This window comes from Streptomyces sp. O3, assembly GCF_054788135.1.
In genome coordinates, this window is the sequence record NZ_JBTVYK010000003.1 from 14,771 (window position 1) to 31,251 (window position 16,481).

Below are 16,481 nucleotides of genomic sequence, written 5' to 3' on the forward strand. Positions count from 1 at the left end.
AGACCGCACCGAGCCGGGAGGCCGCACGATGACCACACACGACAACGCCGGAACCACTCCGCTGAACGACCGCGTCCACCTCGTCAGGGCCGGTGAGCTGGACGGTTTCGCCGCCATCAGCGGCGGCACCGTCGGTTCCCGGCGGCTGTGGATGGGCCGGGTCGAGAACCCGCCGCTGAGCTCGACCGACAACCACCACCACGGCGACTCGGAGGCGGGAATCTACGTGGTCAGCGGCCACCCCGTGTTCGTCTACCACGACGGCACACGGGAAGTGCGGCTCACCGCCGGGCCCGGCGACTTCTTCCTGGTGCCGCCGTTCGTCCCGCACCGCGAGGAGAACCCCGACCCGGACGAGCCCGCGGTCGTCGTGATCGCCCGGACCACACAGGAGCCGATCAAGGTCTCCGTGCCAGAGCTGTACCGCCGCACCGCCTAATGGTTAGATACCCGAGTAATCATTAATCCTCTCGGGGGTGCCCTATGCTCGTGCTGGCCCAGATCAGTGACCTTCATCTCGACGGGACCGCCCGCGGCACCGAGCGTGCCGAGCGCGTCATGGACCGGCTGCGCGGCCTGTCCCGGCCCGTGGACGCGCTGTTGGTCACCGGAGACATCGCGGACCACGGCACGGAGGCGGAGTACGAGGAGGCGGCGCGGATCCTGGACGCGCCGTTTCCCGTACTGCACTGCCCCGGCAACCACGACCACAGGCCGTCCTATCGCAAGGCGCTCCTCGGCGAACCGGCCCCCGAAGCACCCGAAGCGCCCGTGAACAGCGTCCATCAGGTGGGCGGCGCCGCGATCCTGATGTGCGACTCCAGCATTCCGGGTGAGGACGAGGGGCTGCTCGACGACGCCACCTACGCCTGGATCGAGGACACCCTCGACCGCCTCGGCGGCGAGGTACCCGTACTGCTGGCCGTCCACCACCCGCCGGTCGCGCTGCACCACCCGCTTCCGGACAAGTACCGGCTCCAGGAGCCGGAACGGCTGGCCGCTCTGCTCGGCCGCCGCCCGGAGATCGCGGCGCTGATCACCGGCCACGCCCACACCCCGGCCGCCACCGCCTTCGCCGGGCGGCCGCTGGTCGTCGGGCCCGGTGTGACCTGGACCCTGCGCCTGCCCTGGGAGGGCGAACAGGTCGCGGACCGCGCGGCCGATCCGGGGCTCGCGTTCCATGTGCTGGACGACGCGGGCCGGTTGACGACGCACTTCCGCACGGTGCCCGCCGCGCTCGGGTGACTGACGGGACGTTACCCAGACGCAATGGACGCGCCGGAGACAGCGGCCCCGACCGGTGGCAGGATGCATCGCAACTCGCGCACCACCCGGCGCTTTTGGTCGCCTACGCCCGGTGATCGTCCGACGCTGGTCCCGTCTGCTCTGGAGGTCCCGTGTCCGCTCGTTCCTCTCGTTCCGCTCGTTCCTCGGTGCCTGTCATAGCGATCGTCGCGGCCGCCGGGCTGTTCGCCGCCGGATGCACCAGCGTGGAGTCCGACAGCGACAGCGGCGGGGACGAAGGGAGTTCGGAGATCGAGCTCGTCTCCTCCGGCAAGCTCAAGACCTGCACGCATCTGCCGTACCCGCCGTTCCAGTCGAAGAAGGACGGCAAGGTCGTCGGCTTCGACGTGGACCTGGTCGACCTGGTCGCCAAGGAGCTCGGCGTCACCCAGGAGATCGTCAACACCCCCTTTGAAGGGATCGAGACCGGCCAGGACTTCACCATCCGCAAGTGCGACCTGGCGGCCGCGGGCATGACGATCACCGAGGACCGCGACAAGGTCATGGACTTCTCGGACCCCTACTTCAACGCCACCCAGGCGCTGATCACCCGGAAGGGCAAGCCGTACCAGACGATCGCCGACCTCAAGGGCAAGAAGCTCGGCTACCAGAAGGCCACCACCGGCGGCATCTACGCCAAGGAACACGGCGACGGCGTCGAGCTCAAGGAGTTCGAGGACGTCGGCCTGCTGCTGACCGCCGTGAAGTCCGGCAAGGTCGACGCGGGGATCAACGACAACGGCGTGCTCTTCGAGTACGTCAAGCAGAACCCGGACACCGAGGTGACCGCCGAGTTCGACACCGGTGAGCAGTACGGCATCGGCTTCCGCACCGGCAACGACGCGCTGCGCGAGAAGGTCAACGAAGTACTCAAGGCGGCCAGGGCCGACGGGCGTTACGACACGATCTACAAGAAGTGGTTCGGCACCGCACCGCAGAGCTGACGAGGAGTTCCGCGCGTATGTCCCTGTCCCGACGGCAGCGGGCCCGGCTGTTCCGTGGCGTTCAGTACGCCGTGCTGGTCGCCGCCATCGCCGCCTTCGCCCTGGTGGCCGACTGGGGGACGCTGCGCGCGGCGTTCTTCGACGTGGACGTGGCCAAGGCCCTGTTCCCCGAGATCATCACGACCGCGCTGGTCAACACGGCCCTCTACGCGCTGCTCGGCTTCGGCTTCGGCCTGGGGCTCGGTCTCGTACTGGCCATGATGCGGCTGTCGTCGGTGCCTCCGTACCGCTGGCTGGCCGTCGCGTACATCGAGTTCTTCCGTGGCGTTCCGGCCCTGCTGGTGTTCATCTCGCTCGGCTTCGGCGTACCGCTGGCCTTCGAGGTCGCGCTGGAGATGAACCTGACCGTGATGCTGTCGCTCGGCCTGGTCGGCGCCGCCTATATGGCGGAGACGATCCGCGCGGGCATCCAGGCCGTCCCCAAGGGCCAGCTGGAGGCGGCGCGTTCACTCGGGATGTCGCCGGGCCGCGCGATGATCTCGATCGTCATGCCGCAGGCCTTCCGGATCGTCCTGCCGCCGCTGACCAACGAGTTGATCCTGCTCACCAAGGACTCCTCGCTGGTCTATCTGCTCGGCCTCTCGCTCGGCGAGTACGAGTTGGCCAACTTCGGCCGGGACGCGCTCAACGAGCACAAGAGCCTGACCCCGATCCTGATCGCCGGGCTGCTGTATCTCGTCATCACCCTGCCGCTCGGCCATCTGGTACGGCGGCTCGAGGCCCGTACCGCGAAAGCCAGGTGAACCCCGTGCCCCCCGTGAACGCCGCGAAGGACGGCCAGTCTCCCGCCTCACCCGCGCACGACGGGAAGGCGATCGAGGTCCGCGAGCTGCACAAGTCCTTCGGTGATCTGGAGGTGCTCAAGGGCATCGACTTCTCCGTCGAGCGGGGCGAGGTGGTCTGCGTCATCGGCCCTTCCGGGTCCGGCAAGTCGACGCTGCTGCGCTGCGTCAACCTCCTGGAGGAGCCGACGGCGGGGACCGTCACCGTGGCCGGTACGGAGGTCACCGACCCTGATGTGGACATCGACCGGGTGCGCCGTCGGATCGGCATGGTCTTCCAGTCCTTCAACCTCTTCCCGCATCTCACCGCGCTGGAGAACCTCACCATCGCCCAGCGCCGGGTGCTGCGGCGCGGCACGGACGAGGCGAACCGGATCGCCCGGCACAACCTGCGGCGCGTGGGCCTGAGCGAGAAGGAGACCGCCTACCCCGCGCAGCTCTCCGGCGGCCAGCAACAGCGGGTCGCGATCGCCCGCGCGCTGTCCATGGACCCCGAGCTGATGCTCTTCGACGAACCGACCTCGGCCCTGGACCCCGAGCTCGTCGGCGACGTACTCGCCGTGATGCGCTCGCTCGCGCGGGAGGGCATGACGATGCTGGTCGTCACGCACGAGATGGGCTTCGCCCGTGAGGTCGCCGACCGGGTCGTGTTCATGGACGGCGGCGTCATCGTCGAGCAGGGCGCCCCTGACCAGGTACTCGGCGACCCCCAGCACGAACGGACCCGCACCTTCCTGGCGCGGGTGCACCACTGAGAAAGGCGGCGACAGGTATTTCGCTCTGTGGATGTTTCAGGTTGAGAACATTATCGGCCTGACGACGGCAGCGGTTCCTACCGACCAGTAATGTACCGGGTCCGACCACCACCCCCCCACCCCGGTCGCCTTCGTCGTCGCACAGGAGCTGTCCCCCCACATGTCTTTCGGACCCGACCCGTTCCCGCCACCGCCGTCTCCGCCGGGAGGGCTGTTCACGCCGTACGGTCACAGCGACGGCGGCGGGAACGGGCACGCCCGCCAGGCCCCCGTACCGGACGGGCCCCCGGCCGGGCTCCCGCACCTGCGCTCCTCGTACCGTCTGCTGCGCCGCACCATGTCCATCACGGCGGTGGGCTACTTCACGCTGTTCCTGCTGCTCACCGGCTACGCGCCGGGGCTGATGGAGACCGAGCTGTTCGGCGGGTTCACCTTCGGGCTCCTCATGGGCCTGTTGCAGTTCCCGGTCACCTTCGCCGCGCTCGTCGGCTACGAGCGGAACGCCGTACGCACCGTGGACCCGCTCGCCCGCGACGTCCGCCGCGCCGTCGAGCGGCGCGGCGCCGAGGGAGGCGCCCGATGAACGTCTTCGACTCGTCGGCTCAGATGTTCTCGCTGGTGGCGTTCAGCGCCATCGCCTCCTTCACCCTGCTGCTCTGCATCATCAACAGCGCGGAGCGGGACGACCTGAGCGACTACTACACCGGCTACCGCGGCATGTCGTCGATCCCGAACGGCCTGGCCATCGCCGGTGACTACATCTCGGCGGCCACCATCCTCAACACCGCCGGGTTCATCGCGCTCACCGGTTTCGACGGTGTCACGCTCGCGCTCAGCACCGCGCTCTCGCTGCTGCTGCTGATGTTCCTGCTGGCCGAACCGCTGCGGAACGCGGGCCGCTTCACCATGGGCGACGCCCTGGCGCGGCACTCGTCGGACCGTGCGGTGCGGATGGTGTCGTCCGCGGTGACGCTGGTCGGCCTGGTGCCGATGATGATCGTGCAGCTCGCCGCGAGTGGCTATCTCGTCGCGCTCATCCTCGGCTTCGAGGGCGATGCCATCCGTACCGGCTGCATCGTCGTCCTCGGAATCCTGATGATCGCGTACGCGGCGATCGGCGGCATGCGGGGCACCGCCCTGATCCAGACGATCAAGATCGTGGTGCTGCTCGGCGCGTCCCTCGCCGTCGCCTTCCTGATCATGAACAGGGTCGACTGGAACCCCGCGCAGCTCCTGTCCGACGCCAAGGCCGGCAGCGGCGCGGGCGAGGCCTACCTCACCTCGGGGCTGCGTTTCGGCACCGACGGCCTCGGCAGACTCGACACCGTCAGCGGCATGGTGACCGTGATGCTCGGCGCCGCCGCGCTCCCGCACGTGACCATGCGCATGTACACCGCCCACAGCGCGCGCCACATCCGGCGTTCGATGTCCTGGGCGGTGGGCACGGTCAGCGTGGTCTGCTTCCTGCTGGTGATCATCGGCTTCGGCGCCGCGGCGATCGTCGGCCGTGACGCGCTCGCCGCCGGGGGCCCGCAGGGCACCCTCGCGATCCTCCAGGTCAGCCAGGGCGTGCTCGAGGGCTCGTCGATGGCCGCGACACTGCTGTTCACGGCGGTGGCCACCGCCGTGTTCCTCACGCTGCTCTCCTCGGTCTCAGGCATGATCCTGGCCTGCTCCTCCTCGCTCGCCCATGACTTCTACGCCCTGGGCCTGCGCAAGAAGGCGCTCCCGGCCGCCCGCGAGCTGCGGGCGGCGCGGCTGGCCGCGACGGTGGTGGGCGTACCGGCCATCGCGCTGGCGATCGCCGTACAGGACTGGGGCCTGCAGGCCCTGATCACCCTCTCCCTGTGCGTCGGCGCGTCGGCCATCGCCCCGGCCCTGGTCTACCGCCTCTTCTGGCGTCGCTACACCAACACCGGGCTTCTCTACACCATGGTCGGCGGCACCCTCGCCGTGCTGGTGCTGCTCACGTTCTCGGAGGTGGTCTCCGGCGGCGAGCACGCGCTGTTCACCGACCTCGACTTCGCCTGGTTCCCGATGCACACCACCGGCCTGATCACCATCCCGCTCGGCTTCTTCCTCGGCTGGCTCGGGACGGTCCGCAGCGGCTCCGGCGACCAGCGGAACCAGGAGCGCGAGTACGACGACGCCGAACCCCGCATCCTGGCAGGCGCCGGAACCCGCACCTGACCTGCGGGGCACCGCACACACCTGGGCCGCGCCGCCCTCCCTTCAACGGGGGGCGGCGCGGCCCGGTGCCGTCCTCAGAGGGGGCGGCGGGTTCAGCCCTCGTGCGGCGTCAGGCGCAGCGCGATGGAGTTGATGCAGTACCGCTGGTCGGTCGGGGTCGGATAGCCCTCGCCGTCGAAGACGTGGCCCAGGTGCGAGCCGCACTTCGCGCAGCGGACCTCGGTGCGCACCATGCCGTGCGAGCGGTCCTGGACCAGTTCGACGGCGTCGGTGTCCCTGGGGTCGTAGAACGAGGGCCAGCCGCAGTGCGAGGCGAACTTCGTCTCGGAGGTGAACAGCTCGGCCCCGCAGGCGCGGCAGGAGTAGACGCCGCGGGTGGTGGTGTCCGTGTACTCGCCGACGAAGGCGGGCTCGGTGCCCGCCTCGCGCAGCACCCCGTACTCCGCCGGGGTCAGCTCCTCGCGCCACTGCTCGTCCGGCTTCTCGACCTCGTACGGCATCGCGGGTCTCCCTCGTTCCCTCGGTTCGGGCCAGTGCGGCGGGCTGGCCGCCGCGTCGGTGCGGCAGGCGGGTTCAGCGCGTCAGACGGGCCAGGATCTCCGGTCCGAGGTCCGTCACGTCGCCCGCGCCCATGGTCAGAACGAGATCGCCGGGGCGGGCCATTCCCGCGACCGCGTCCGGGACGCTCTCCTTGTCGGGTACGGGCGTGACGTCGGCGCCCGCCGCGCGGGCCGCGTCGATGATCAGGTCGCTGGTGACACCGGGGATCGGGTCCTCGCGGGCCGGGTAGATGTCCAGCACCGCGGAGGCGTCGGCGAGGGCGAGCGCCTGGCCCATCTCGGCGCCGAGCTCCTGGGTACGGGAGAAGAGGTGGGGCTGGAAGACGACCAGCAGGCGCGCGTCCCCCGCGGCGGAGCGCATGGCGGCCAGGTCGGCGGACATCTCGGTGGGGTGGTGCGCGTAGGAGTCGATGACCTGGACTCCGGCGGCCTCGCCCTTGAGCTGGAGGCGGCGCTTGACGCCGGTGTACTTGCCGAGCGCGGAGGCGAGGTTGTGCGCCGGGACGCCGAGGGCGACGCCCGCCGCCAGCGCGGCGACCGCGTTGTGCGCGTAGTGGCTGCCGGGGACCGAGACCGTGAAGGTGAGCGGCTTGCCCCCGAGCAGCACGGTGACCTCGCTGGTCAGCCCGCGCGGGGTGATCTTGTGGATGCGCAGGTCCGCTGAGTCCGACTCGCCGTAGGTGACGATCTTGAGCGAGGGCAGGTCGCGCCGCAGCCGGGAGGTGAGCTCGACGGCGCCGGACTGGTCGGCGGAGACGACCAGGGTGCCACCGGGGACGATCTTGCCCGCGAAGGTCTCGAAGGACTCGTAGATCTCGTCCATCGACGCGTAGTTGGCGTGGTGGTCGAGTTCGACGTTGAGGACGATGGCGACCTCGGGGGCGTACTTGTGGAAGCTGCGGTCCGATTCATCCGCCTCGGCCACGAAGATCTCGCCCGTGCCGTGCACGGCGTTGGATCCCGGTACGTCCAGGTCGCCGCCGATCGCGTACGAGGGGTCGAGCCCGAGGGATGACAGGGACACGGCCAGCATCGACGTGGTGGTGGTCTTGCCGTGGGTGCCCGCGACGGCGATCGGGCGCAGGCCGTCCATCAGGGCGGCCAGCGCGTCGGAGCGGTGCACGGTCGGCACGCCGCGCTCGCGGGCGGCGGCCAGCTCCGGGTTGTCCTCGCGGATGGCGGAGGAGACGACCACGCAGCTGGCGTCGGCGGCGAGGTGCTCGGCCGCGTGCCCGACGCGCACCGTGACGCCGAGCGCGCGCAGCGCCTCGACCGTCGCCGACTCACGGGAGTCGGTGCCCGCGACCTTCGCGCCGCGCTGGGCGAGGATCTTGGCGATGCCCGACATTCCGGCTCCGCCGATGCCGATGAAGTGCGGTCGGTCCATGGCGGGGGGAAGGCCGGGGGTCATAGAGGTCTCCTGGGCGCGGCGGTACGTCGGGGCGGGCGGCGTCGCGCGCGTCAGCGCGCGGGTGCCGCCCGCCCCACAGCCTATTCGCTGTGCGCGTAGAGCTTGAGCACCGGTACGCCGACCTTGTGGCGGGCCCGCGACGCCCAGTCCCGGTGGAAGAACTCCTCCACGTAGTGCGGTGCGGTCAGCACGATCACCTCGTCGGCCGCGGTTTCCTGGGTGACGGAGGTCAGCACGTCCAGCGGGTGGTCCTCGACGAGCTGGCCCACCGCCTCGCTGCCCGCCTCGCGCAGCTCGGCCAGCGAGTGCTCCAGGGCCCGCTGGGCGGGGTCGTCGTTGTCGTCGCCCTTGCGGTGGGCGGCCTCGCGGACCGCCTCGTCGATCTCGCCGAGCGCGACGTCGTCGACGGCGCGCAACAGGCGGTCCTGGTCGCCGCGCGGCTGCATGAGGACGACGAAGGAGACCCGCTCGTCGCCGTGCAGGGTGGTGACGAACTCCACGTCTACGGCCGACAGGGCCTTCTCGATCATCAATACGCTCGTGAACACGACCGGCGCCCTTCGCCTTCGGGGGCCGTCAGCGGCCCCTGCGGAAACCATCCTGCCCCGCACCCGCACGGGGTCCCCGAGTCATAGTGTGCCCAGCGGAAGCTAAACGGAACGAGCAATTCCGCTTCGTGTCAGCTTCGACGGTAGCGGGTGAACAGGAACCCGTCCTCTTCCAGCACCGAGGCGAGCCGGAACCGCTCGGGCGCGGACAGGGCGGGACCGTGGGCGATCCGCTGCGCGTCGCCCGCCGCGAGCATCGGCGACACGGTCAGGCACAGCTCGTCCAGCACCCCCGCGGCCACGAACTGGCCGAGCAGGCTCGGCCCGCCCTCGGTCAGCAGCCGGGTGAGTCCACGCTCCCCCAGGGCGCGTACGGCCCGAGCGGGGTCCACGCCCCGGCCCGCTCCGGCGATCACCACGTCGGCGCCCGCGGCCTCGGCGGCCCGCAGCCGTTCGGCGGGGGCGTCAGAGCCGGTCAGCAGCACGGTCGGGACCAGCGGCGCGGTGAACAGCGGAAGCGAGAAGTCGAGGTCCAGGCTCGCGCTGACCACGGCGATCGCGGGCGCCGGGCCCTGCCCCGCCGCGGCCCGCCGCGCGGCGAACGCCTCGCGGGCGCGCGGCGGCCGGTAGCCCTCCTGGCGTACCGTCTCGGCGCCCACCACGACCGCGTCCGCGAGCCCGCGCAGGGTGCCGAAGATCCGCATGTCGGCGGGGCAGGAGATGGGCTGCGAGCGCCCGTCGTGCTGGGCCGCGCCGTCCAGCGTGGACACCATGTTGCCGCGCAGCCAGACGCGCTCGCCCGCCGGGTACGCGTAGTAGTCGGCGAGCGCGTCGAGCTCCCACTCGCGGTCGGTCGCCCTCGCGGGGTCCTCTGCCTCGTCGGCCTTGTCAGCCTTGCCAGTCTCGTCGGCCTTGTCGGCCTTGTCGGCCTTGTCGGTCGCAGGGAAGTCGGTTACAGGGAACAAGCTGCGCATGGCCCGCAGTCTTCCACGCCTTTACACGCCCCTTAGGGTGGAGAGCTGTGTCGTCTTCCCCTGCATCCCCGGCCCCCTCCGCCTCTGCCGACCAGCCCATACCCGACGCGGGCCCGCTCTCGCTGTGCGCGCGCCGCCCGCATGTGCCCGCCGACCGGCTGGTCGCCGAGATGGTGCCGCCGCCGCGTTTCCAGGCCGCGCGCTTCGAGACGTACGTGCCCGACCCCCGGCAGTCCAGCCAGGCCGAGGCCGTGCGCGTCCTGGAGGGGTTCGGCGGGACCCTGGGCGGCGCGCACGCCAGCGGCTCGGGCCGACGCCGCTGGTTCGGCAGGAAGGCCGCCGCCGCGCCGAGCGGGCCGCGCGGGGTGTACCTCGACGGCGGGTACGGCGTCGGCAAGACCCATCTGCTCGCGTCCCTCTGGCACGCCGCCCCAGCCGCGCCCGAGCTCAAGGCCTTCGGCACGTTCGTCGAGCTCACCAACCTGGTCGGCGCGCTCGGCTTCCAGCAGACCGTGCGGACGCTCAGCGGCCACCGGCTGCTCTGCATCGACGAGTTCGAGCTGGACGATCCGGGCGACACGGTCCTGGTGTCGAGCCTGCTCAGCAGGCTGGTGGAGGAGGGCGTGGCGCTGGCCGCCACCTCCAATACGCTGCCCGGCAAGCTCGGTGAGGGCCGGTTCGCGGCGGCCGACTTCCTGCGCGAGATCCAGGGGCTCTCGGCCCACTTCCGCGCCCTGCGCATCGACGGCGAGGACTACCGGCACCGCGGGCTGCCCGAAGCGCCGCCGCCGTACTCCGACGAACGGGTGACCCGGACGGCGTACGCCACCGCCGGGGCCTCGCTCGACGACTTCCCGCACCTGCTCGCCCATCTCGCCGAGGTCCACCCCAGCCGCTACGGCGCGCTGACGGACGGGGTGTCGGCGGTCTGTCTCACCGGCGTGGAGCCGGTGCCGGACCAGTCGACGGCGCTGCGCCTGGTCGTACTCGCCGACCGGCTGTACGACCGTGAGGTGCCGGTGCTGGCGTCCGGGCTGCCGTTCGACAAGCTGTTCAGCGAGGAGATGCTGAAGGGCGGCTACCGCAAGAAGTACTTCCGGGCGATCTCCCGCCTGACCGCGCTGGCCCGCGACGCGGGCGCGCTGGCGTCGCCGGACGCGGAGACCGGGTCGTAACCGGGTCGTAGGGGGGCGGCACGCCCGGCGGTAGGCGCGGCACGCCCGACCGTGGGAACGGCACGCCCGACCGGCAGCACAATTAACCGATAAGCGGGTTTTGTCCCGTTATGGTCGGCGGGTGATCCTCTTCGTACGGAGACTCGCCGCCGTCGGCGCGCTGGGGGCGGTGCTGGCCGGGTGCGGCGGCGCCGACCCGCCACGGGCTCAGGGCGCGCGGCCGCACCACGCGTCGCCCGCCGGGTCCGTTCCGGGGCCCGCCTCGGGGGCCGCCTCAGGGTCTCCGACGCCGTCGCCGTCCCGGCCGCCCACCCTCGCGCCGGGCCCCTCCGGCCAGGCGCCCGTGTTCGAGCACGGCCCGCGCGGCGGCGGCAAGACGGTCGCGCTCACTTTCGACGCCGATATGACCGCCGACCAGGGCCCGCGCGCGGCGGGCGGCGAGCGCTTCGACAACCCCGCGCTGATCGCCACGCTGCGCCGCCTGAAGGTGCCGTCCACCGTCTTCATGACGGGGCGCTGGGCCGAGGAGTACCCCGACCAGGCCAGATCGATCGGCGCCGACCCGCTCTTCGAGGTCGCCAACCACTCCTACAGCCACTACGCCTACACGGCCGACTGCTACGGCCTGCCGACCCTCGCGCCCGAGCGGATGCGGGCCGATGTGGACCGCGCCTTCGCCGCGTTCCGCGCGGCGGGCGTGACGCGTACGGTGCCGTACTTCCGCTTCCCCGGCGGGTGTTACGACCGCGCCGCGCTGCGCGCGATCGCCGGGAGCTCGGTCACCGCGGTGCAGTGGGACGTGGTGGGCGGCGACGCCTTCGCGACGGACCCGGACGCGGTGGCCCGCGAGGTGCTGCGCGAGGTCAGGCCGGGTTCGGTGGTCGTCCTGCACTGCACCCGCAGCGCGGCCCCGGCCACCGAGCGGGCACTGCGCACGGTGGTGCCGGAACTGCGCGAGCGCGGGTACCGCTTCGTACGAGTGTCGGAGCTGATCGGGGCGGCGTCCGGCGGACGCCGCTAGGCCCCATGGACCACGCGCGGCCCACTCCGGGTGACCGGTCACCGCCGGTCGCCCGGAGTGGGCCGCCTGGCAGACTGGACGGGGTGAGCAGCCACGACACGAGCACCACCGCCAGCGCGCCCGCCACGGACAGCCCGTTCCGTCACGAGAGCACGGCACGCGACGAGGCCCCGCAGTTCGTCCTGCCCCTGGTGACCCGCATCGAGAAGACCGCGCCGCCGACCCGTACGGACGCGCTGGAGACCGCGGCCCGCGCCGTGCTGGTGATGCTCAGCGATGAGCGGTCGGTCGGCGACGGCGTCTGGGCACAGGCGATCCGCGACTGGCAGGACGCCAGGATCCGCAAGGTCGTACGGCGGGCCCGCGGCGCGGAGTGGCGCCGCGCCGCGGCGCTGCCCGGCATCACCGTCGCCGGACAGACGGCCGAGGTACGGGTGTTCCCACCGGTTCCGCTGGACGGCTGGCCGAAGGACCTGGCCCGGCTCCAGGTCTCCGGCACCCACCTCGACGACCCGGAGCCCCCGCCCGCCGCCGACCCCGCGAACCCGGTCCTCTGGATGAACCCCGAAGTCGACATGTCCACCGGGAAGTCCATGGCCCAAGCCGGGCACGGCGCCCAGCTCGCCTGGTGGGAGCTCTCCGCCGCGGACCGCACGGTCTGGCGCGACGCGGGCTTTCCGCTCGCGGTCCGCACCGCGGACCCGGCCCGCTGGCGCGGACTCACCGCCAGCGGCCTGCCGGTGGTCCGCGACGCGGGCTTCACGGAGATCGCGCCGGGCTCCTGCACGGTCGTGGCGGAAGGGGGCGGTCGCTTCTGCCCCCTTCCGCAGGGCCAGCGGCGGCGCTGAGGAGACGGCGGACCGGGTGAGCGGGCGTCAGCCCCGGAGCCGGAAGAGAGTGTCCCGGTTGGTGGACGACGTGCAGACGCCGCGGCGCTTCACCGTCTTGTCCCAGGTGAAGCCCTTGGGCACCGAGCAGGCCCAGACCATGTCCGCGGGGACCCGGATACGGAACATCTCTTCCCTGTTGGTCGGGTGGCACTTGCCCCGCCGCTCCGCCGTGTCGTCCCAGGTGTAGCCATAGGGAACGGAGCAGGCCCACACCTCGTCGGTGGGGGGAATCACGTGGTACAGGGTGTCCCGGTTCGCGGGGCTGGTGCACGCGCCGCGTCGCACGGACGTGTCGTCCCAGGTGTAGCCCTGCGGCACGGAGCAGGCCCAGTAGCCGTCCGCGGCGGCGGCCGTGGCAACCGCCGGGGACGCCGCCGCGGCCTTCGGGGCGTCGTCGGGCGCGGTAGCGGCGGCGGAGCCCGTGCTGAGGCCGCCGACGAGCAGTACGGCGGCGGCCGAGGCCGTCATCGCCGCGGTACGGAAGTGAGTTCTCGCCATTGGAGTAATTCCCCCTGGGGTTCGGTCAGTTGGAGTTCGGTCGGTCGTGGTCGCCGCTCACCCTGACAGTGTCCGTACAAGCCGCACAACATCACTTGTGTCATCACCGTCGAGAACCAGCCATTCAGGCAGTGTGTGCGGGCCCGTCCCGGAGAGCCGTCAGGACGCGGCGTCGACGAGCGCCTGGAAGAGGCGCTGAGGGTCTTCGGCGAGCCGGTTGCAGACGTAGAGCCACCATTCGGCGCCGAAGACGACGTACTCACGGGTGGGGTGGCCGTGCTCCGCCATCGCCGTGAGACGGTCCCGGCCGAGGCCGAGCAGCGTCTCGAACTCCCACGGCGCCGCGTCCGTGCCGACCCCGCCGAGACGCCGGTCGATGCGGTGGATCAGATCCCAGTCGTGCGTCGCGAACGAGCACAGGTGGCCGGAGTCGGCCAGCAGCCCGGCGTAGTGGAGATACCTCCCCGGCAGTGCGGTGTCCTCGCGGGCGAGAGCGACCCCCTCCGGCTCCAGGAACGCCCCTTTCACCAGCCGGATTCGCCCCGGCCTCGCCAGCAGCGCGGTGAGGTCGTCGCCGGTGCGGTGCAGCCGCGCCTGCACGGTGACGCCGACGTGGTCGAAGCGTTCGCAGAGTCGGCGGTGCACGTCGAGCACGGCGTCGGTACGGTCGGATCCCTCCGCCGATATGACCATCTCTCGGCCGCCGCCGGAGGTGGCCTGGGCGATGCGGACAGCGTTCTCGACGGCGAGGTCCCGGTCCACCGCCAGGCCTATGTGAGACAGGTCGAGTGAGACCGAGCACCCGGACGGGAGCTGTCGGGCGGCATCGACGAACACGTCCGTCTCGGTCACCGCGCGCTCCGGATCGCGGCAGCTCTCGCCGAGGTACTCGGCGTTGGCGCGATGCCCGGCCGCGAGCACGTCCGCCACGCGTTCTCGCGCCTCCGCGACGGTGGTCCCGGCCACGAAGCGCCGGGCCACGCGCCGGGCCAGCGGGCCCAGCACCGGGTCCTCGGGGATCTGCCACTTGAGCCGCTCGTCAAGGGCCAGGGCACGCAGGATCTGGGCCGCGCGGGCTTGGGCGTCGCCGAGGACGCCGTCCTGGCCGGGGGCGACGACGGCGGCGTCGGTGCGGGTGCGGGTGCCGGTGTCGGTGTCGGTGTCGGTGTCGGTGGGATACGTACGGTGCATCGTGCCTCGCTGCTGAAGGGATGAGCTGACGGGATGATCCGACGGATGGCTTGAAATCAGTGAGCAGGCGGAACAACCGGGCTCAGCCTCCCAGCCGCCCGCCGCCCCGAACAGCGGCAGGAATGCCCGGTACCCTGAAATTCCTGCCACTCACATCCGCGGACAACCCGCACCCGCACCCGCACTCACACTCACACCCCACACCCGCCCTGGAGGCCCGGTGCTCCGCGATGTCGCCGTCCTCGCCCTGGAGGGCGGGCATGCCTTTGAACTGGGCACGTTCTGCGAGGTGTTCGGCGTGGACCGCTCCGACGAAGGTCTGCCGACCTACGAGTTCGCGGTCGTGTCCGCCGCCGGACCGAGCGTGCGCGTCGGCCACGGTTTCCGCGTCGAGACCCCGCACGGACTGGAGCGGCTGGAGTCCGCCGACCTGATCGGCGTCCCGGCCGCGCCCCCGGAACTGCCCCAGCCCGAGGCGCTGTACGAGGCTCTGCGCGCCGCGGTGTGGCGCGGCGCGCGCGTGCTCAGCATCTGCACCGGCGCCTTCGTCCTCGGCTCGGCCGGACTCCTCGACGGCCGCCGCTGCACCACCCACTGGCTCTACGGTGCGGAACTCGCCCACCGCCACCCGACGGCACGGGTCGAGTCGGACGTCCTGTACGTCGACGAGGATCCGGTCATCACCGGCGCCGGTACGGCCGCGGGCATCGACACCTGCCTGTACCTGGTACGCAAGGAGCAGGGCGGCGCGGTCGCCAACGGCATCGCCCGGCGCATGGTGGCGCCCCCGCACCGCGAGGGCGGCCAGCGGCAGTACGTGCGGCGTCCGGACCGCGACCCGCGCGCGGGCGCGCTCGCGCCCCTGCTGGCCTGGCTGGAGGCCAACCTCCACGAGGAGCTGACGGTGGAACGGATGGCCCGCCGGGCCCATATGGCCCCGCGCACCTTCGCCCGCCGCTTCCTTCAGGAAACCGGCACCACCCCGCTCCGGTGGCTGGTGGGCCAGCGCGTCGCACTGGCCCAGCAACTGCTGGAGAACACCGACGCGCCGCTCTCCGCGATCGCCGCGCGCTGCGGCTTCGGGACCGCCGACACGCTGCGCCACCACTTCGTCCGGCGCGTGGACACCACCCCGCACGCGTACCGTCGGGCCTTCCGCGGCCGTGGGCCGGGCGCCGTCGACGGGACCGGGGCGGAGATCTAGCCCGGTCGCGCCGGGGCCGGATCAGATGACGCGTTGAACACGGCCAAGGCTCACCGCGTATCTCTCCATGCCGTCAATCAGCCTGTACGGCAGCCTGGTTGACGGCTGGTTCGTGCCCAGGACCCGCTAGTTACGGGAGTCGCCTTGTTCCGACGCATCAACGGCACCGCTCTGATCATCGCCGCGCTGGCGGTGACGCTCGCCGCGCTCGCCTTCCCCGTCTGGTCGTACGCCGACCGGTCCGGCACCGGCGAGGCCAACCTGGAGGCCAGCACCGTCGCCACCCAGTGGGGCCCGCTCAGCGCGACCGACCGGGATCTGCTGGTGAAGGTCAGACTCGCCGGGCTCTGGGAGATTCCCGCGGGCCAGCAGGCCGTGGAGCGCGCGCCGACCAGGGCCGTCAAGGACGCCGGGGACCATCTGGTGGTCGGGCACACCGATCTGGACAAGCGGGTACGGCAGGTGGCGGCGCAGCTCGGCGTCGAGCTGCCGAGCCAGCCGACCGAGCAACAGCGAGGCTGGCTACAGGAGCTCACGGAGGCCGAAGGCGAGGTGTACGAGCGGAAGTTCGCGAACCTGCTGCGCGACTCGCACGGCAAGGTCTTCGGCCTGATCGCGAAGGTGCGGCACACCACGCGCAACGCGCTCGTACGCCAGCTGGCGACCGACGCGAACCAGGCGGTCCTGGACCACATCACCATGCTGGAGCGCACGGGGGACGTGGACTTCGACGCCCTGGCCAGGGACGCGGCGGGCCGGTCGACGGCCAGCCCGACAGGTCCGCCGCCGCCGGTCGTGGGCAGCACGCCGCTGCCGCCGCCCGCGGCCGGTCCTACGGACGGCGACCAGTCGTTCACCTCGCGGCCTTCGGCGCCCGGCACTGCGGACATCAACACCAGCCGTCCCGAGGTGCGCTGAGCACCGCCGAGAGCACCACCTAGAGCACCGCCGAGGGCGAGCGCGGCCGAAACTCGTCGGTGAAACCTCAAATCGA

At 71.7% G+C, this 16,481-nt stretch carries 18 protein-coding genes; 12 read left to right on the forward strand and 6 right to left on the reverse strand.

Annotated elements, in window-relative coordinates; translation table 11 throughout:
- Positions 1-28 precede the first annotated feature (28 nt).
- The 7 genes from ACX6XY_RS02560 to ACX6XY_RS02590 all read left to right on the forward strand — a co-directional run bounded on the left by ACX6XY_RS02560 (position 29) and on the right by ACX6XY_RS02590 (position 6,015).
- Positions 29-439 (forward strand): cupin domain-containing protein, encoded by a 411-nt coding sequence (locus ACX6XY_RS02560; protein ID WP_460325818.1) that lies wholly within the window; start codon positions 29-31, stop codon positions 437-439.
- A gap of 44 nt (positions 440-483) precedes the next feature.
- Positions 484-1,245, forward strand: coding sequence for a metallophosphoesterase (locus ACX6XY_RS02565; RefSeq protein WP_460325820.1), 762 nt, complete (start codon positions 484-486; stop codon positions 1,243-1,245).
- A 188-nt stretch (positions 1,246-1,433) separates the two neighbouring features.
- Positions 1,434-2,228, forward strand: a complete 795-nt coding sequence (locus tag ACX6XY_RS02570) for a basic amino acid ABC transporter substrate-binding protein (RefSeq protein ID WP_460325822.1) — start codon at positions 1,434-1,436, stop codon at positions 2,226-2,228.
- Positions 2,229-2,245: 17 nt separating this feature from the next.
- Positions 2,246-3,031, forward strand: coding sequence for an amino acid ABC transporter permease (locus tag ACX6XY_RS02575; protein WP_460325824.1), 786 nt, complete (start codon positions 2,246-2,248; stop codon positions 3,029-3,031).
- A 14-nt stretch (positions 3,032-3,045) separates the two neighbouring features.
- Complete coding sequence (locus ACX6XY_RS02580; RefSeq protein ID WP_460326119.1) at positions 3,046-3,825, forward strand: amino acid ABC transporter ATP-binding protein; 780 nt, start codon at positions 3,046-3,048, stop codon at positions 3,823-3,825.
- 160 nt (positions 3,826-3,985) lie between these two features.
- Complete coding sequence (locus ACX6XY_RS02585; RefSeq protein ID WP_460325826.1) at positions 3,986-4,408, forward strand: DUF485 domain-containing protein; 423 nt, start codon at positions 3,986-3,988, stop codon at positions 4,406-4,408.
- Positions 4,405-6,015: a sodium/solute symporter gene (locus tag ACX6XY_RS02590; RefSeq protein WP_460325828.1), complete on the forward strand. Its 1,611-nt coding sequence runs from the start codon at positions 4,405-4,407 to the stop codon at positions 6,013-6,015. Before ACX6XY_RS02585 ends, ACX6XY_RS02590 begins: the two co-directional genes overlap by 4 nt.
- Before the next feature lie 92 nt (positions 6,016-6,107).
- Here the strand turns inward: ACX6XY_RS02590 and msrB are convergent, their stop codons facing one another.
- The 4 genes from msrB to ACX6XY_RS02610 form a co-directional block, all read right to left on the reverse strand.
- A complete protein-coding gene (gene msrB / locus ACX6XY_RS02595) occupies positions 6,108-6,515 on the reverse strand; it encodes a peptide-methionine (R)-S-oxide reductase MsrB (protein ID WP_460325830.1) in 408 nt (135 codons plus the stop codon).
- 73 nt (positions 6,516-6,588) lie between these two features.
- On the reverse strand, positions 6,589-7,986 hold the full coding sequence (gene murC / locus ACX6XY_RS02600) for a UDP-N-acetylmuramate--L-alanine ligase (protein ID WP_460325832.1): 1,398 nt from the start codon (positions 7,984-7,986) through the stop codon (positions 6,589-6,591).
- A gap of 80 nt (positions 7,987-8,066) precedes the next feature.
- Entirely contained in the window at positions 8,067-8,534 is a 468-nt protein-coding gene (locus ACX6XY_RS02605; protein WP_460325834.1) for an indole-3-glycerol phosphate synthase, read from the reverse strand.
- Between the two features lie 131 nt (positions 8,535-8,665).
- Positions 8,666-9,508 (reverse strand): pyrimidine reductase family protein, encoded by an 843-nt coding sequence (locus ACX6XY_RS02610; RefSeq protein WP_460325836.1) that lies wholly within the window; start codon positions 9,506-9,508, stop codon positions 8,666-8,668.
- Between the two features lie 47 nt (positions 9,509-9,555).
- Here ACX6XY_RS02610 and zapE point away from each other — a divergent pair, with 47 nt between their 5' ends.
- The 3 genes from zapE to ACX6XY_RS02625 all read left to right on the forward strand — a co-directional run bounded on the left by zapE (position 9,556) and on the right by ACX6XY_RS02625 (position 12,552).
- Positions 9,556-10,683 carry a cell division protein ZapE gene (gene zapE, locus ACX6XY_RS02615; RefSeq protein WP_460325837.1) on the forward strand — a complete coding sequence of 376 codons (1,128 nt, stop codon included), beginning with the start codon at positions 9,556-9,558 and terminating at the stop codon, positions 10,681-10,683.
- A 121-nt stretch (positions 10,684-10,804) separates the two neighbouring features.
- Complete coding sequence (locus ACX6XY_RS02620) at positions 10,805-11,704, forward strand: polysaccharide deacetylase family protein (RefSeq protein ID WP_460325838.1); 900 nt, start codon at positions 10,805-10,807, stop codon at positions 11,702-11,704.
- Between the two features lie 83 nt (positions 11,705-11,787).
- Complete coding sequence (locus tag ACX6XY_RS02625; RefSeq protein ID WP_460325839.1) at positions 11,788-12,552, forward strand: peptidyl-tRNA hydrolase; 765 nt, start codon at positions 11,788-11,790, stop codon at positions 12,550-12,552.
- 27 nt (positions 12,553-12,579) lie between these two features.
- Here ACX6XY_RS02625 and ACX6XY_RS02630 read toward each other — a convergent pair whose 3' ends face one another.
- Entirely contained in the window at positions 12,580-13,092 is a 513-nt protein-coding gene (locus ACX6XY_RS02630) for a hypothetical protein (RefSeq protein ID WP_460325841.1), read from the reverse strand.
- A 159-nt stretch (positions 13,093-13,251) separates the two neighbouring features.
- Entirely contained in the window at positions 13,252-14,283 is a 1,032-nt protein-coding gene (locus ACX6XY_RS02635; protein WP_460325843.1) for a proline dehydrogenase family protein, read from the reverse strand.
- 220 nt (positions 14,284-14,503) lie between these two features.
- On the opposite strand from ACX6XY_RS02635, the gene ACX6XY_RS02640 reads away from it, so the two are divergent.
- Positions 14,504-15,487, forward strand: a complete 984-nt coding sequence (locus ACX6XY_RS02640; RefSeq protein WP_460325845.1) for a GlxA family transcriptional regulator — start codon at positions 14,504-14,506, stop codon at positions 15,485-15,487.
- Positions 15,488-15,631: 144 nt separating this feature from the next.
- Positions 15,632-16,405, forward strand: coding sequence for a DUF4142 domain-containing protein (locus tag ACX6XY_RS02645; protein WP_460325847.1), 774 nt, complete (start codon positions 15,632-15,634; stop codon positions 16,403-16,405).
- The last annotated feature ends 76 nt before the right edge of the window (positions 16,406-16,481 follow it).

Bases quoted from the DNA above. Each gene is read 5' to 3' on its own strand.
- ACX6XY_RS02635 (WP_460325843.1), bottom strand. From the start codon at position 14,283: ATGCACCGTACGTATCCCACCGACACCGACACCGACACCGACACCGGC.
- msrB (WP_460325830.1), bottom strand. From the start codon at position 6,515: ATGCCGTACGAGGTCGAGAAGCCGGACGAGCAGTGGCGCGAGGAGCTG.
- ACX6XY_RS02590 (WP_460325828.1), top strand. From the start codon at position 4,405: ATGAACGTCTTCGACTCGTCGGCTCAGATGTTCTCGCTGGTGGCGTTC.
- ACX6XY_RS02565 (WP_460325820.1), top strand. From the start codon at position 484: ATGCTCGTGCTGGCCCAGATCAGTGACCTTCATCTCGACGGGACCGCC.
- ACX6XY_RS02575 (WP_460325824.1), top strand. From the start codon at position 2,246: ATGTCCCTGTCCCGACGGCAGCGGGCCCGGCTGTTCCGTGGCGTTCAG.
- ACX6XY_RS02560 (WP_460325818.1), top strand. From the start codon at position 29: ATGACCACACACGACAACGCCGGAACCACTCCGCTGAACGACCGCGTC.
- murC (WP_460325832.1), bottom strand. From the start codon at position 7,986: ATGACCCCCGGCCTTCCCCCCGCCATGGACCGACCGCACTTCATCGGC.
- ACX6XY_RS02630 (WP_460325841.1), bottom strand. From the start codon at position 13,092: ATGGCGAGAACTCACTTCCGTACCGCGGCGATGACGGCCTCGGCCGCC.
- ACX6XY_RS02610 (WP_460325836.1), bottom strand. From the start codon at position 9,508: ATGCGCAGCTTGTTCCCTGTAACCGACTTCCCTGCGACCGACAAGGCC.
- ACX6XY_RS02585 (WP_460325826.1), top strand. From the start codon at position 3,986: ATGTCTTTCGGACCCGACCCGTTCCCGCCACCGCCGTCTCCGCCGGGA.